General features: G+C 47.2%; 11 protein-coding genes. 9 read left to right on the top strand and 2 right to left on the bottom strand.

Going from position 1 to position 15,907, the window contains the following annotated elements; all coding sequences use genetic code 11:
- Window positions 1-115: 115 nt before the first annotated feature.
- Both NFI81_RS04560 and NFI81_RS04555 read right to left on the bottom strand, forming a co-directional pair.
- Window positions 116-1,126, bottom strand: a complete 1,011-nt coding sequence (locus NFI81_RS04560; protein WP_234613796.1) for an AraC family transcriptional regulator — start codon at window positions 1,124-1,126, stop codon at window positions 116-118.
- Window positions 1,127-1,253: 127 nt separating this feature from the next.
- Complete coding sequence (locus NFI81_RS04555) at window positions 1,254-1,709, bottom strand: helix-turn-helix domain-containing protein (protein WP_234613797.1); 456 nt, start codon at window positions 1,707-1,709, stop codon at window positions 1,254-1,256.
- A gap of 114 nt (window positions 1,710-1,823) precedes the next feature.
- On the opposite strand from NFI81_RS04555, the gene NFI81_RS04550 reads away from it, so the two are divergent.
- The 9 genes from NFI81_RS04550 (at window position 1,824) to NFI81_RS04510 (ending at window position 15,902) form a co-directional block, all read left to right on the top strand.
- Window positions 1,824-4,208 (top strand): TonB-dependent receptor, encoded by a 2,385-nt coding sequence (locus NFI81_RS04550; RefSeq protein ID WP_234613799.1) that lies wholly within the window; start codon window positions 1,824-1,826, stop codon window positions 4,206-4,208.
- A gap of 26 nt (window positions 4,209-4,234) precedes the next feature.
- The gene (locus tag NFI81_RS04545) at window positions 4,235-5,473 is read left to right on the top strand and encodes a DUF4374 domain-containing protein (RefSeq protein WP_234613800.1); all 1,239 of its coding nucleotides are present in this window, start codon (window positions 4,235-4,237) and stop codon (window positions 5,471-5,473) included.
- A 33-nt stretch (window positions 5,474-5,506) separates the two neighbouring features.
- On the top strand, window positions 5,507-6,679 hold the full coding sequence (locus NFI81_RS04540; RefSeq protein ID WP_234613802.1) for a PepSY-associated TM helix domain-containing protein: 1,173 nt from the start codon (window positions 5,507-5,509) through the stop codon (window positions 6,677-6,679).
- Between the two features lie 30 nt (window positions 6,680-6,709).
- The gene (locus NFI81_RS04535) at window positions 6,710-6,904 is read left to right on the top strand and encodes a hypothetical protein (RefSeq protein WP_234613804.1); all 195 of its coding nucleotides are present in this window, start codon (window positions 6,710-6,712) and stop codon (window positions 6,902-6,904) included.
- Window positions 6,905-6,944: 40 nt separating this feature from the next.
- Window positions 6,945-8,834, top strand: a complete 1,890-nt coding sequence (locus tag NFI81_RS04530; protein ID WP_234613805.1) for a heparinase II/III domain-containing protein — start codon at window positions 6,945-6,947, stop codon at window positions 8,832-8,834.
- 110 nt (window positions 8,835-8,944) lie between these two features.
- Window positions 8,945-9,463 (top strand): RNA polymerase sigma factor, encoded by a 519-nt coding sequence (locus NFI81_RS04525; protein ID WP_234613807.1) that lies wholly within the window; start codon window positions 8,945-8,947, stop codon window positions 9,461-9,463.
- A gap of 111 nt (window positions 9,464-9,574) precedes the next feature.
- Window positions 9,575-10,462 (top strand): FecR family protein, encoded by an 888-nt coding sequence (locus NFI81_RS04520; protein ID WP_234613809.1) that lies wholly within the window; start codon window positions 9,575-9,577, stop codon window positions 10,460-10,462.
- Between the two features lie 125 nt (window positions 10,463-10,587).
- On the top strand, window positions 10,588-14,196 hold the full coding sequence (locus NFI81_RS04515) for a TonB-dependent receptor (RefSeq protein WP_234613810.1): 3,609 nt from the start codon (window positions 10,588-10,590) through the stop codon (window positions 14,194-14,196).
- 17 nt (window positions 14,197-14,213) lie between these two features.
- Entirely contained in the window at window positions 14,214-15,902 is a 1,689-nt protein-coding gene (locus NFI81_RS04510; protein ID WP_234613812.1) for a RagB/SusD family nutrient uptake outer membrane protein, read from the top strand.
- Window positions 15,903-15,907: the final 5 nt, after the last annotated feature.

The following is a 15,907-nucleotide window of genomic DNA, read 5'->3' as shown; positions in this document are numbered from 1 at the left end:
GCTTTGATTTGTTCTTGAATACAGGAACAAAACAACTGCATTGCGATGACAGAAGGGCTAATCTTTTGCGCCAATAAAATGACATTTCACGCCAATTTCGGCAGCGGTTATGGCTTTATCCCAACGTGCGCTTTTTCTGGACGGGACTGGTTTGGGTCCAGTTTTTAAATGCCCGGTGGAAGGCACTTGCTTCTGTGTAACCCAACACTTCGGAGATGGCGTGAACGGTCGCGTCCGTGTTTTTCAACAGGTTGAACGCCAGTTCCTGCTTGATACTGGCTCCAAGGGAACGGTAACTTTCATTTTCCTGCTGCAATCGCCGCTGCAAAGACCTTTCACTAAGGTTCATATGGGCTGCTATGATTTCCAGAGAAGGAGTTTTTCCATAAAAATCCTGAATAATCACCTTCTTCACCTGATCTGCAAAGCTGCCCCGGGCGCCTGTTCCGGCGCTTTTATTTTTGAGGATCTCCGCAAAGGACATATACAACGATTCGTCGTAGCTGATCAGCAGCATGTCAGCGACCTCTTTCGAAAAAATCAGTTTGTTTTGCTCTCCTTCAAAATGCACAGGGCAGTGGAAAATCCGTTCGTACTCCGCTTTTGAAACCGGCGTTTTATAAGCCAGTGCGGCCCGCAACGGATACACTTTTTGCCCGGTAAAAATATAAATGTAGCTAAGCGCTCCGCTTATCGCCGTTTCCAAAGCTTGGCGGGCAGTTTCCGGTGACACTTGCAGCCACATTGGATTGATTGAAAAAGTGAGCTCACATTCTTTACCCACAGCATAATTGTAAGAGATCCATCCCGAAATAGTCTGTTGGTAAGTGATGATTTCGGTAAATGCTTCGCCGACGGTCCGGCAACTCTGCATCAGATAACCCAATAACCCAAGGACACACGGCTTGTTTTCGAGACCCATGTGTAAGCCAAATGCGTGATCGCCCGTAGAAGCCATCACCTCGGTCCAAAGATCCATCACGGGTTTCACGCCTTCTATTTTCCGGTCACCATCATGAAGATCAGAAGGATTTATGCCCAGCGCAGCGCATAATTTATTGAGGTTACCGCCCTTTGCGGTAGCCGCATAAATGATGTTTCTTAAAACGCGAACGGTTCCGTACATGCGGATGTGAACACAATAAAATGCTTGAATATGATTGCCTTGAAAGCGAAGAGCAATTTCGCATTAAAAAGTGTAAAAGCCTCAGCGAGCTATTGAATGGCAGGATCGCCAATCATTTTTGCGACGTTTACCTCCGGACATCCCTGGGCAAGACGCCGAATTTACGTTTAAATGCAGCCGTAAAATGTTGCGGGTTTTTATAACCTGCAATGGCGGCCACCTCGGAAATTGACATGTTTCCGCCATCCAGAATGAGCCTGCGCGCATCTTCCAGCCGCTGGTCGGACAGGTAACCGAAAACGGTGTTGCCGAATAGTTCCTTGAAACCCGCCTGCAATTTGGTCCTGTTAATGCCTGCGATTTTGGCGAGCTCTTCTATTGAAAATGGAATTTGCCGGTTGGCAAGCAACAGAATCCTGATCTCGTGCAGCTTTTCAATGTCGCCTTGCCTTAACGTTGTTTTCTTGTGTTGTTTAAGTTTGGCCTGATCAATCTGCTGCGCGAGCGATTCAATCGCTTGGATCATTTCCTGGGGAAGTTCAATTTCAACGCTGAATGTCTCTGACTTTAATACAACTTTCATCAAATTCCTGTTTTTCGCGGCATTAAAACTGCATATGGCGTTAACGCTGGGCTGGCCCGAAGGTTACCTTTGTTACTATTTTTAAGCAGTCTAATTAAGCAAAACTAAATAGAATTGAGACGTTTTTACATTCTTTTGCCTTTTTTTCTTCTTCTACACATTAGTACGACGATAAATGTCTGTGCACAAGGAACGTATAACTTAAAGGGGACAATCAGGGATAACAGCGGCCCAATCTTCGGCGCATCGGTTCAGGTTGTTGAAATAAATAAAAACACGATCACGGACAGCGAAGGAAGGTTTGAAATCACGAATGTCGCAAAGGGGACATACACGCTGCTCCTGCAACACATGGGTTACAAGCAGTTAAAAACGACGGTCACTGCTTCCGGCCAAACCAAAGAAGCCGTTTTTATCCTGGAAGAAGACCATACACAACTGTCAGAAGTGCAGGTGAATGGCAGAACGGAAACGCAACAAGCAAAATTACAACCGATTAAAGTTGAGGTGATTAACACAAAAGCGATTCAGGAACAACCGTCTACGCTCGTGGAATTAATGAACCGCTCCGCGGGGATCAGGATCCGGCAAACGGGCGGACTGGGTTCCAATGCGGGATTAATGATGAATGGTTTCCAGGATCGGGCGATTAAGAACTTCAAAGATGGCATTCCAATGGACTATCTGGGAGCAGGCTACAACATTTCGCTTGTGCCCGTCAACATGCTGGAACGCGTAGAGGTTTACAAGGGCGTTCTACCCACCGGCCTGGGAGCGGATGCATTGGGCGGTGCAGTGAATATGGTTACCAAAAAATCGCTTTATCGCTATGCGGAAGCGTCCTACGAATTTGCCTCGTTCAACACCCACCGGGCATCTGTAAACGCATTGTATAGCGACACGACCCGCCATTTTTTTATCGGGACCGATGCATTTGTTAATCGATCGGACAATGATTATAAGGTTGACGTAATCGTGACCGATCAGGAAACTGCGGCGCGAAGCCCGGCAACCGTGCGTCTGTTTCACAATAAATTTGCCAATTACTATGCAGAAGCTTACGGAGGCTTGACGAACCTGAAATGGGTGGACGAGCTGCGTTTGGGGATAACCTGGTTCCATATCAACCGGCAAAATCAGTATGGCTCAACCATGTCGCAACCTTTCGGGGCGTCCGTCAGCAGGCAATATTCGGTGATCCCGACGCTTCGTTATCGCAAGCAATTTGGCAAGCTGGGCATTGACCAGTTTCTCACAACAAGCAACATTCACACAGCACAAGTAGACACATTAAGAGGCACTTACGATTGGTATGGCCACTTTATACCAAGCCCATCGCGGAGAGGAGAAATCTCTATGCGCGGCAGTTTGTCCGACATTACATTCTCCTATTTTACGTCCCGGACGCACCTGGGTTACCAGATCGGGGAGCGACATTTAGCAGAAATTAATGTGGTTTCGACGAACATTGGCCGGAAAGGGAGCGATCCTCTTGGCCTCACCTTGCCGGAAACAGGCCAGGATATCCTCTCACTGCCTGCGAAATATTACAAAATCATCGGGGCCGCCGGGATACAGTCGGTTTTTTTGAATGATAAGCTAATCAATAATCTCATTGCCAAATTCTTCCATTACAACACGTCAACGATAAATGTCGACATCTACGGAACGGCTCTGGGCCAGCACCGGACTACGTCCGAAAACAGCTTTGGAATTGCCGAAGCATTGAAATTTGCATTGACCGCCAACACGTTTTTCAGGGTTTCGGCAGAAGCAGCGACCCGGTTGCCCGAGCAGGATGAAATGTTTGGCGACGGCAATTTTCACCGCTCCAACTTCCTGTTGAAACCCGAAAAAAGCACCAATGTCAATCTGGGTTTCCGAACCGAAAGAAGTGGCGCGTATGCCCTTGAAGTGAATTCATTTTACCGCATTACCCGCGACCTGATCCTGAAAGTCCCTATCGACTTTTTGTATACCCAAAACCAAAATGTGGAGAATGTGAAAGGCCTGGGTTTCGAAACCGACCTGAGCGTAACGCTAAACCGCTGGCTGCGTGCAAATGGCAATTTCACGTATCAGGACTTCCGCATTTTCGATACGGGCAATCGTCTGAAAGAAAAGGCGCGGCTGCGGAATACGCCTTACTTTTTTGCAAATCTGGCGCTTAACAGCACATGGAACAACATTGGTGGCCGCGGAAAGCTCAACCTCTATTATTACTACACTTTTGTAAGAGAATATTATCTGGATTATGTGCCCCAATCGCTTGAACCGGATGGTTTTCTCGGGCTTTGGGGCAAAGCCAAATTTGACGCACCCAACATTATCCCAAACCAGGGGCTCCACGCCGCCGGCTTCACCTACAACCCGGCCGGAGAGCGCTTTTCCATTGGCTTTCAGGCTAAAAACATCCTTAATGCTCACGTTTATGACAATTTCCGCATTCAGAATGCGGGCCGCAGCTTGCATCTTAAACTGAATTATACCCTCAAATAATTTTCCATTTCTCTAAAACCAAATTTATGAAAACCCATCTATCCAAGATCATTTTTTACGTTTTCGCCGCGGTCGTTTTCATCGGCTGTTCTTCCAGTGACGATACAGATACGCCTACGCCGAGCGAAAAGGAAAAGTTTGTATTAATGACCACCACATCGCGCTTTGATGCGGGATTTCTGACACCCGTCGATGGGCTTCCTTCTGGCAGCATCCAGAATAACAACCCCAGGACATTGCAGCTTTCGAGCGCATTTGGTTTCCGGACGTTTGGGAAATGGCTTTTCAATCGCTCCAATGCAGCTGGGGACGTGGGCTTGCAGAAATACTCTGTCAGTGCAGATGGTAGCCTGAAAGACGAAGGCTTTATCGCGGGTTCCACGCAGTATCTGGTTGTGAATGAGACATCTGGCTTTTATCTTGATCCAACACGCGGCACTTTAAAATTGCAAAAATTCAACCCTTCTACCATGCTGCGCACGGGCGAGATCGATCTTTCGAGCTTAAAAAAAGCAGGTGTTGAATACCAGTCGGTGGGCCAGCATACAATGGCTGCCAAAGAAGGTAAATTATATGTTGGGATCACATATGGAACCACAGCATTAGGCGGTTACGGCGACGATCTTTATAACACGGTCGAATTTGCTGTGCTTGACATTGCTACTGATAAATATGAAAAAACGATCAAATATGATGGTTTGCGGAGCATTGGCTGGGGTTCTTCGGGAAATAAAATGTGGTCCGTCGGCGATGATGGCGCATTATATCTGTATGCCACCGGTTTAGGAAAAATGCAGTTTGTAAACCCCACCATCATTCGTATCAAAAAAGGGGAAACAGATTTTGACACAACCTGGAAATTCACGACCCAGAATATCAGAGCCGGTAATTCCATTGCAACCGCATTGATCAAAGGTGGTAAGCTTTACTTCGAATTGGCCTCCACGCCTTTGAAGCCGGATTATTCCAACCTTACTGCGAGTATTTTTGAATATTATACTTATGACATGACCACGCAGCAAGTGACCAAAATCGAGGGCATGCCGCTGCATGACTATGCTTATGCGAACGAGCAGGCGATTACAGAAATTGATGGTAAAGTTTACCTGTGGGTGCGAAACGGGACAGTGACCAATTCAGGAAACACCACGGTAACCACTGTAAATGAAGACGGTTATTATGTTGTAGACGGCAACAAAGCAACTTCCGCGTTCAAAGTTGCGCACGATGGCTCGATCCAGGGCTTTGCAAAACTGGCTGACTAACAAGCATTTCAAACGGGTTAAACCTATCAAATCATGAGCTCCGTAAAATCTGTAAAAACCTGGTTCCAAATCCACAAATGGACCAGCCTCATCTGTACGCTTTTTCTATTAATGCTGTGCCTCACAGGGCTTCCGCTGATCTTTCATGAGGAGATTGAAGAGCTCGAAGGAAAACCCAAACTCGCCAAAGAACTTCCCGCAGGCACAAAGGCTGCGGGCCTGGACAAGTTGGAAACGGCTGCATTGGCTGCATTTCCCAAAAAAGTGGTCCGCTACATTTATTGGGATGAGCATGAGCCTAATACAACGACTTTCAGTTTGTCGGATTCCATCAATGCGGCACCGGACAATTTTACGACCGTGATAGTGGATGACCGCACTGCCGAAGTTCTGGAAGCGCCTAACTTGCAGGAAGGTTTCATGTACATCATGCTGCAAATGCACATTGATATGTTCATGGGAATTGGCGGAAAATTATTTCTTGGGCTTATGGGGCTGCTTTTTGTGGCCGCGATTATTTCAGGAATGATGCTTTACAGTCCTATTATGAAGCGTTTCAACTTCGGAATGGTGCGCACCGAAAAATCCACAAGACTGAAATGGCTCGATCTTCATAACCTGCTTGGCGTTGTCACCATCGTTTGGGGGACGGTTGTGGGACTTACAGGCGTCATTAATACAATGTCGGAAGTTGTGCTGGGCTTATGGCAAGTGGGGCAGCTTTCGGAAATGACTGCGCCTTACAAAAATGCGCAGCCACTGACTGGAAAACTCAGCTCACTGGATGGCGCTATGGCCGTTGCCGAAAAGGCAGCGCCCGAAATGGAGCCCTCGCTTGTCGCCTACCCGGGCACGCCTTTCACCAGCAAACACCATTATGCCGTATTTATGAAGGGAAATACGCCGTTGACCAAACGCATCATTAAGCCCGCACTCGTGGACGCCAAAACCGGCAGCCTCACTGACATGCGCGACATGCCCTGGTATGTAAACACACTTTTTGTTTCCCAGCCGCTTCACTTCGGAGATTATGGCGGATTGCCATTGAAGATTATCTGGGCGCTTTTTGATATCGCCACCATCGTCATTCTTGGCAGCGGTTTGTATTTATGGTTTGCCAGAAACAAAGCCAATAAGGCACATCTTAACCGGCTGAACAAACGGGATTTCGAAAGTCTGACCGTTCTGGCTGAAAAAGAAAACTAAAACAACCAGATCCATTCAATCTCAGACATTATGGAAAGCACTTTTTGGAAAGTTTGGCGGGCACCGCTCATTATAGGCCTGTTTTCAATGATCGGATTGTTATCAGCATTAACCGGGGATGATCTCTGGGACGTCCTTTCATGGCTGACATTGGGAATTCCCGTACTGATCATGATCAGATTTATTCCCTGGCGTAAAAAGCAGGTTAAGCAACGAATAAGGTAATTGTTGGGTATGATCGGCAGGGTCTATCGCTTTTGTTGTTATGAAAAAGATCTTCGCCTGTTTGTTTCTCCTTGCCGCTGTTTCTGGATTCGCTCAGCAAAGCGCGCCTCACGCGCAGCAGGCAACGAATGCTATCCAGTCGATCAGGAAAGCACATCCTCGCTTGCTTTTGCTGAAAGGGGAAGAGCAGATTTTGGTAAACCAAATAAAAAAACACGCGGAATGGGGCAATGTGCATGCCCAAATCCTGGGAGAATGCGATAAGTTGTTGGGCCTGCCTCCCGTGGAACGGATCAAAATCGGGCGACGCTTGCTGGACAAATCTAGGGAATGTTTGCGCCGCGTTTTCATGCTTTCCTATGCATACCGGACCACCAAAGAGGACAAATATCTGAAACGGGCAGAAAAAGAATTGCTGGCCGTGGCCGCTTTCGAGGACTGGAATCCAACTCATTTCCTTGACGTCGCCGAAATGACCATGGCCGTTGCAATCGGTTATGACTGGCTTTTTGATCAGTTATCGGCTGAAAGTAGAAAGATCATTAAAGACGCGATCCTGAAAAAAGGCATCGAACCTTCGCTGGATAGCAAATACAATTATTTCGTTACGGCTGAGCATAACTGGAACCAGGTTTGTAACGCCGGAATTTCATTTGGTGCCCTGGCCATTGCCGAGGACGAGCCTGCTTTGGCCAATCAGATCATTAAACGGGCCGTGGAATCCGTCCCGCGTGCCATGATCAAATCATATAAACCGGACGGCGCTTATCCGGAGGGATTTAGTTACTGGGGTTACGGAACGAGTTTCAATGTGCTGCTGATCAGTGCAATGCAAAAAGCATTAGGAACTGATTTTGGTTTATCCCAAAGTCCGGGATTCCTGAAAACGGCCGGATTTCTCGAAAATCTCATCGGGCCAACCGGGATGGCGCACAACTGGGGCGATAGCGGATTGCGGGAAGGGCTCAACCCAACATTGTTCTGGTTTGCCGAAAAAAACAAAAAACCTTCCTTATTATGGAGCCAGAAAAAACTGCTGGCAGGAACCTCCGATGAATTTCTGCGCAACCGCATCATTCCCGCGTTGCTTGTGTGGGGCGTCAAAACGGATCTGGATGCAATTAAGCCGCCGACAAAAAAGGTTTGGGTTGGCCAGGGTCCGTCGCCGGTTGCCATGATGCGCACCTCATGGACAGACCAGAATGCGATTTTCGTAGGCTTCAAAGCTGGCTCACCGGCTGTAAACCACGCTCATATGGATGTTGGATCTTTTGTTCTCGACGCGCAGGGCGAGCGCTGGGCGATGGATTTTGGCATGCAGGATTACAACTCGCTCGAAGCAAAAGGTGTTGATCTCTGGAATGCAGCACAAAATTCACAGCGCTGGCAGGTTTTCAGACTTAATAATTTCGCTCACAGCACATTAATCTTCAATAGCCAGCTTCAAAACGCAAAAGGTTATGCCCAAATAGACACCTGGTCGGATCAGGGCGATCAGCTGGCTGCGATTTCCGATCTTTCTCAGGTTTATGAAAATCAGGTCAAATCGGTGAAACGCGGCATCTCCATCATCCAGGAAAAGTTTGTGCTTGTGCGCGACGAGATCGCCACTTTGGAAAAACCGGTTACTATGCGCTGGAACTTGCTCACGGCTGCAAATGCGCGAATTATAGATGAAAAAACGGTTGAGCTATCCCAAAATGGCAAGAAAATGTTCCTGATTTTTGATACCAATGCCAAAATCAACATTCAAACCTGGTCAACCGAGCCGCCGCACGACTACGATACGCCTAACCCCAATACCCAGTTCATTGGCTTCGAGACGACCATTCCTGCCAATTCCGAGGCAAGCTTCAATGCTTATTTTTCTACATCAACAGATGCTCCCGCCACGAAGCCACTGGCTGACTGGCCCGGAAAATTGAAATAAGTGGTTGTAATTCTATCCCCGTTTGCATAAGTTAGAGTTCGATTTTCCTTTCTGCCTATCTCGTCATTTTCCGCCGATACCATTTGAACGATTTATCAGACATAGCTTTAATGAATCTTTTGAAAGATGGGGATGACAGAAACGCCTTCAACGAGCTGTATGTGCGCTATTGGAAGGTTATTTATGACATAGGTTATAAAAAACTGCATAATGCTTCCCTTGCGGAAGATCTCGTTCACGATCTTTTTGTCGATATCTGGAACAAGCGGCAGGAAATAACGATTCACAGCACATTCATCGGCTATCTCCATACCATGCTGATTAACCGGCTTATTGATCAGAACCGGAAAGAGGCGTTTCGTTTACGCGTGCAGCAAGACATTTTGGAGCGAACCCCAGTGAATGAAAACCAGTTTTTCGATGCTGTCGCGTCCGATGATATTGAAAAGCAATTGATGGCGGAAGTTGAAAATCTACCGGCTGATATGAAAACGATATTTTTGCTGAGCCGGCGCGAGCATTTGTCTACCATTGAAATCGCGCAAAAATTATCTTTATCTCCCCAAACAGTCAAAAACCAGATCAGCAACGCCATCCGGCGGCTCCGGCTGAAAGAATTGCATTTGTAAAAATTTGAAAAAATTTCGGCAGGCATAGTACCACTGCACTTTCCATCCGTCATGTCATTGTAAGCACCAATTGGGATCCATTATTATAGGATCAACAAAAAATCGCACTCAATGGACATTAACGACCTCTATAAAAGTTTGGGACTGGAACCACCTTCGGACAATGAAAATAACCACGAACCGAAAGGCGACAACATTAAAGCTAGGATTGATCGAACCTTAAATTTTGACAAGAACCGAAACCTATTTTTGCGTAAATGGTATGCTATTGCAGCCTCACTGGCCTTTATAATCCTCTCAGCAGCAGGAATTTACCAATATAGTATTCACAATTCCAGTTATGGGGACATGATCACCATTACAGCTCCCGCTGGCGGAACACGTGAAGTCACCCTGCCCGACGGCTCGCATGTGTGGCTGAATGCAGCCAGTGTTTTGAGATATCCGGCCAATTTCGGTGAAACCCGGGAAGTTTTTCTGGAAGAAGGAGAAGGTTTTTTTCAGGTTAAGCGCGATACAACGGCCCCCTTCACAGTTCACAGTTCCCACCTCGACACCCGGGTGCTTGGGACCTCATTCAGGGTGAAGGCTTACAAGGAATTATCCCACGAAATTGTGACGGTTGTGAGCGGAAAAGTGGCCGTTTCCAGGGGTGCTGAGCCGCTTGCGCTTTTGGAAAAAGACCAGGAAGTGATTTTTGATAAAAACAGTGGAAACGAAAGAGAAATGCTGGTGGAAGCGACCGAATCGGTTGACTGGAAATCGGGAAATGTGATATTAAAGTCAGTGCGCTTTGAAGATTTGATATTAGCTGTGGAAAATGCCTATCAGGTGAGCATTCACTTTGATAGGCAAAAATTTAAAGAATGCGAGAACAGCATTCGGTTTAGTACCCATCAGAGCCTCGAAAGTGTGATGGACCTTATCAGTGACATTCAGGGAATTCGCTACGAAATAAAGGGGAAGGAGGTGATCGTAAGCGGAGAGGGCTGTCAGTAACATAAATGCTGGACCTGCGCCAACAGGCCCAGCACAATAAATACAAATCCGGGGGGCTGATTTTGACGGATCTACACCCCGGCTTTTGCCGTGTTTAATAAGTGTTTACTAAACCTAGGTAATTTATGAAAAGAAGAACTACTAAACTAATCAGAGTCATGAGGGCCGGATTGATCGCGTTTGGGGTGTTGGTTACTACGGCGGGGACTTTGCTGGCGGAAAATGGTTACAGCCAGCGTCTCATGAGCAAAAAAGTCACGATCAGTTTCAGTGATGTTTCGCTCGAAAAAGCCATTGAAAAGATCAGTAAAGCAAGTCGGATTGACTTTTCTTACAATAATAAAGAAGTCAGAAAAATAAAGGTCCATAGCAGTAACTTCCAGGAAACCAGCGTCAAAGAAGTGCTGGAATCGGTTTTGGCAGAAACCCCCTACTCTTTCCGGGAAACGGAAGAAAGCATTGTGGTCTACAAAACCAAGGACCAGCCCGAAGCATTGGAAACCCTCACAAACCGGCCCCTAACTTCCGGGCAAGCGCCTTCGGTTCAAATAACAAAGGACATTCTCGTTAAAGGACAGGTTACCGATTCAGAAAACAGTCCGCTGCCTGGCGTAAGCGTGCTCGTGAAGGGTACATCGGAAGGATCGCTAACGGATGAGGAGGGTAATTTCAAGATCCGTGTAGACTCAGAATCAGATGTCTTGATCTTCTCTTACATTGGTTTTCAAACCAGGGAAGTGCCTGTCGGAAATAATACCAGTCTGACAATAGCATTAAAAGAAGACACAAAAAGCCTTAGTGAAGTGGTTGTGGTCGGTTATGGAACTCAGAAAAAAGCCAACTTAACGGGCGCGGTCAGCACGGTGGATGTGGACAAAACCATGCAATCCAGACCTGTAACAGACGTGGGCCGTGCATTGCAAGGCGCAGTTCCGGGGTTGACCATTACGACGACCACGGGTGATCTGGGCAGCAGCCCGCAGATCCGTCTTCGCGGAATGGTGGGTTCACTGAATGCAGGCAATGGCGCTCAGCCGCTTATTTTGTTGGATAATGTAGAAATACAGAGCCTTTTACTCGTTAATCCGGACGACATTCAATCCATTTCCGTACTCAAAGATGCCGCTTCGACATCCATTTACGGAAGTCGTGCAGCCTGGGGCGTAATTTTAATCACGTCAAAATCAGGCAAGAAAAATACACGAAATCAAATCTCTTACTCTGCAAACTTTTCACAAAGCACGCCTACGAACACGCCCAAACTCGCTCCCGCGGCGGATGGACCGGAATATGCATTGCTGGCTGCAAAACGCAACAATCCATCGGCAACCACATTTGGAACCGTAGGAATGTATTTCACAGACGAAAGCATTCAGAAAATCCGGGATTGGGAAACGCAATATGGCGGCCAGGATCTAGGTAATGAGATGGTGCTGGGCCGTGATTTTGAGATCAAGGACGGTCGGCTTTATTTCTATCGCCCCTGGGACGCGGGCGACATGTATATGCGCAAATGGGCGCCGCAAAGCAATCATAATCTGGGTTTTACAGGTGGAAATGACAAAACCAGCTACAATGTAAGTCTGGGCTATATGGGCCAGGAAGGCGTTTTGAAGGAAAAAACAGATCTTTTCAAACGTTATAGCGGCACATTCAGCATTAATTCTGATTTGAACAAATGGTTCAGCCTGAATGCCAAGCTGTTACTCTCCAAAAACGTAGCAGAAAGTCCGTTCTCTTTTGGCGGAACCACTTATGATCCACTTTACTATTTGTATCGCTGGCATTCGGTTTACCCGTATGGCACTTACGAAGGCAAGCCCTTCCGAAATGTGGTAACTGAGGTTCAGCAGGCCAATATGATCAATTATTCTTCCAATTTTATCCGGGCAACGGTTGGTGGTCAGTTTAAGCTGGCGAAAGATTTTACCATTGATGCCAACTACACTTATTCCAACACCAACGATCACATCCGAGAAGTCGGCGGAACGGTTACGGCCTGGAACCAATGGAACGGTGTGCCTTTGAAATACGAACCCTACACCGCTGCCACTTACGACCGCGTCAAATACAACTCCAACTGGAATGAAATGCACACTTTCAAAGCATTTGCCACTTATTCCAAAGACGTAGAGAAGCATTCGCTTAAATTCCTGGCGGGGATGGACCTTGATTTGTTTAAAAGATGGGGCCAATCCTCCGAAAGACGCGGGTTGCTGGACCAAACCCATGGAGAGTTGCCACTGGCCACAGGCGATCAATATGTGGATGGTTTCAGAGGTCACTGGGCTACGCAGGGTTATTTCGGACGGATCAATTATACATTCAACGACAAGTTTTTATTTGAAGTGAATGGTCGTTATGATGGCTCGTCTTTCTTTCCCGACAATAGCCAGTGGGCGTTTTTCCCTTCTGTTTCAGCAGGATATGTGCTTACGGCCGAGCCATTTATGTCATTCAGCAAACCGGTTCTCGACAACTTGAAAATTCGCGGATCATGGGGATCGCTGGGAAATACGGATGTGGGCAGCACAACATTCCGTCCAACTATGGCATCTTCCGCTTCCAACTGGTGGATCGGGACGAGCAATATGGTTACCGTGGCGACGCCCTCGCTCGTGCCGCCTTCCCTCACCTGGGAGAAGATCAGCACGCTGGATTTAGGGCTGGATGCAAGCCTTTTTAACAACCGGCTGGCCGTTACCTACGACTGGTATCAACGCACCACCAGCGATATGATCACGGGCGGAATTGTGCTTCCGAGCAGCTTCGGGGCAACGCCTCCCCGACGGAATTATGGTCAAATGCAAACAACGGGTTGGGAAATCGCACTCGACTGGCGTCAAAGTATGGCCAGCGGCTTTAATTTCAGCGTGGGATTATCATTGTCTGATTTCAAAGAGAAGATTACCAAATTTGACGGAAATCTTGTCAACGGGAATTATAAAGGCAAAATACTGGGCGAGATCTGGGGTTACGAAACCGATCGCTTTTTCAGAAACGACGATTTTCAGCAAAACACAGATGGCTCGCTGATCACCGACGCTGCCGGACATTATATTCTGAAAGACGGCATTCCTAATCAGACCAAGCACGAGGCGGGCACATTCTTCTATGGTCCGGGTGACATTAAATACAAAGACCTGAATGGCGACGGGACAGTTTTCACCGGCAGCAGCAGCCTGGACGATCACGGTGATTTAAAGGTGATCGGAAATTCAACCCCGCGCTATCAATACGGCATCCGCCTCGGCGCCGATTGGAAGGGTTTTGACCTGAACCTGTTTATGCAAGGTGTAGGCAAGCGCGATCTATGGGCTTCCGGGTCTATTTTTATTCCTGGAAATAATCCTAATGATGCCATGTACGCGCATCAGATGGACTATTGGACGCCGGAACGGCAGGATGCTTTTTATCCTCGCCCGACAAACACCGGACAATCCAACAACACGCAGAATTTCCTGATCCAGGACAAATATCTGCTGGATATGTCTTACCTGAGAATGAAGAGTGTGAATTTTGGTTACCGGCTTCCAGCGCGACTGACCCAGAAAATCAAGATGCAGAACCTGCGGATTTATGTAAATGGAGAAAATCTGTTCGAATTTGACAACCTCGATATCCCGATCGACCCGGAAGTGGATTTCCGCAATTCAACCATCGATCGCGCTACTTTCGGGCGGGTTTATCCATATCGTCGAAGCGTTTCCATGGGTCTCCAACTTACATTCTAATTTTAAACACAGTATTTATGAAAAAGATATTTCTCATCCTTTCCATTTCACTGCTTGCTATAACCGGGTGTAAGGAAGATTTCCTAACCCGCGAGCCTCAGGATGCGCTCACGGATGACAGTTACTGGACCAATGAAAAGAATGTAAGAACCTTTGCCTGGGGATTTTATCCTAATTATTTCGCAGCTTATGGCTCCGGTTTTACATTCGGCAGATATTTTACGGGACAAACATTGAATGATGATTTTGCCCCTTTGAGCCCAACGCAGTTTATTAAAAACATCCCGGCAACTTCCACAACGTGGTCTTTTACGTGGGTCAGGAAGGCGAATCTTTTCCTGGACCGCATCCAGACCGTTCCTATGGAGCAGGAAGCCATTGCGCATTGGTCGGGGATTGCCCGGTTTTTCAGGGCAATGGAATATCATGATATGGTGCGGACTTACGGCGATGTGCCATTTTACGACAAAGCATTGGAAGAAACGGACGTTGCCGGACTTTACAAACCACGTCAGCCTCGGACAGAAGTAATGGACAAGGTGTTGGAAGATTTCCAGTTTGCAGCTGAAAATGTTCGTGCAGATGATGGTGAAAAGGGTTTAACGGTAAACAAATCGGTTGTCCTGGCTTTCATGTCGCGCGTGTTTTTGTTTGAAGGGACTTATCTCAAATATCATAACATTGATCAGGCGCGGGCGAAAACGTATCTGGAAGCTGCGAAGTGGGCTGCTAATGAAGTCATCAAGTCTGGCCGCTATTCAATTGCGGAAAATTACCGTTCGCTGTTTTCATCTATCACATTGGCTGGTTCCAAAGAGATGATGTTGTATCGAAAATATGAAACGGGTCAGCTTACGCACAGTTTGAACAGCTATAACAACAAGGAACCGCAGGCGGGCGCGTCCAAAAATGCGATTGAAAGTTATTTGTCAAAAGATGGATTGCCCATCGGTATTTCGCCCTTGTATTTGGGTGACAAAACCATCAAAAATGTAATGACTAACCGAGATCCGCGCATTACGTCCACATTTGTGGATGCCTTACGCGTAAGCAAATACGCGCCCAATGCAGCTTCGAGCGGTTATGCAACATTGAAATTCCTGAATGAGGAAACGAAGGAATTGCCCGAAGGAAGCGGTTCGCTGAACCAGACCGACGGCCCGGTGATCCGTTATGGCGAAGTCTTGATCAACTATGCCGAAGCTGCTGCCGAATTAGGCGCGATTGTTCAGGCGGATCTGGACCAGTCTGTCAATATGCTACGCGGACGTCCAGGTGTCGTTTTGCCGGCTTTACAGGTTTTAGGCGGCCTACCCGCTGTGAACGGAAAAGTGTACGACGATCCCAAACGCGACAAAACGGTCTCATCATTATTGTGGGAAATCCGTCGCGAACGCCGCGTGGAGCTAATGATGGAAGGTTTCAGATTAAATGACCTTACACGCTGGAAAAAAATGGAATATTCGGACACAAAAGCCAATGCGGACATTAACCGAGGCGCATGGATTAAGAAAGCGGACTATCCTGACACAGACGCAATCATTGAAGGCGGCGCAGCGGAGGGTTACATCATTCCCGCTTCCAAGCCTGAATCACAACGTTTATTTGAAAGCCCCAAAGTTTACCTGACCCCTATTCCACTGGATCAGATCAAGCTTTACCAGGATGCCGGATCACAACTAACACAAAATCCGGGCTGGGAATAATTAAT

The sequence above is a fragment of the Dyadobacter fanqingshengii genome, assembly GCF_023822005.2.
Classification (GTDB): domain Bacteria; phylum Bacteroidota; class Bacteroidia; order Cytophagales; family Spirosomataceae; genus Dyadobacter; species Dyadobacter fanqingshengii.
Note: the sequence above shows the minus strand (reverse complement) of the source record. Positions and strands in the feature narration are given on the sequence as shown.

Coding starts and splice junctions, on each gene's coding strand:
- NFI81_RS04555 (WP_234613797.1), bottom strand. CDS start 1,709: ATGAAAGTTGTATTAAAGTCAGAGACATTCAGCGTTGAAATTGAACTT.
- NFI81_RS04510 (WP_234613812.1), top strand. CDS start 14,214: ATGAAAAAGATATTTCTCATCCTTTCCATTTCACTGCTTGCTATAACC.
- NFI81_RS04535 (WP_234613804.1), top strand. CDS start 6,710: ATGGAAAGCACTTTTTGGAAAGTTTGGCGGGCACCGCTCATTATAGGC.
- NFI81_RS04540 (WP_234613802.1), top strand. CDS start 5,507: ATGAGCTCCGTAAAATCTGTAAAAACCTGGTTCCAAATCCACAAATGG.
- NFI81_RS04515 (WP_234613810.1), top strand. CDS start 10,588: ATGAAAAGAAGAACTACTAAACTAATCAGAGTCATGAGGGCCGGATTG.
- NFI81_RS04545 (WP_234613800.1), top strand. CDS start 4,235: ATGAAAACCCATCTATCCAAGATCATTTTTTACGTTTTCGCCGCGGTC.
- NFI81_RS04560 (WP_234613796.1), bottom strand. CDS start 1,126: ATGTACGGAACCGTTCGCGTTTTAAGAAACATCATTTATGCGGCTACC.
- NFI81_RS04520 (WP_234613809.1), top strand. CDS start 9,575: ATGGACATTAACGACCTCTATAAAAGTTTGGGACTGGAACCACCTTCG.
- NFI81_RS04525 (WP_234613807.1), top strand. CDS start 8,945: ATGAATCTTTTGAAAGATGGGGATGACAGAAACGCCTTCAACGAGCTG.
- NFI81_RS04530 (WP_234613805.1), top strand. CDS start 6,945: ATGAAAAAGATCTTCGCCTGTTTGTTTCTCCTTGCCGCTGTTTCTGGA.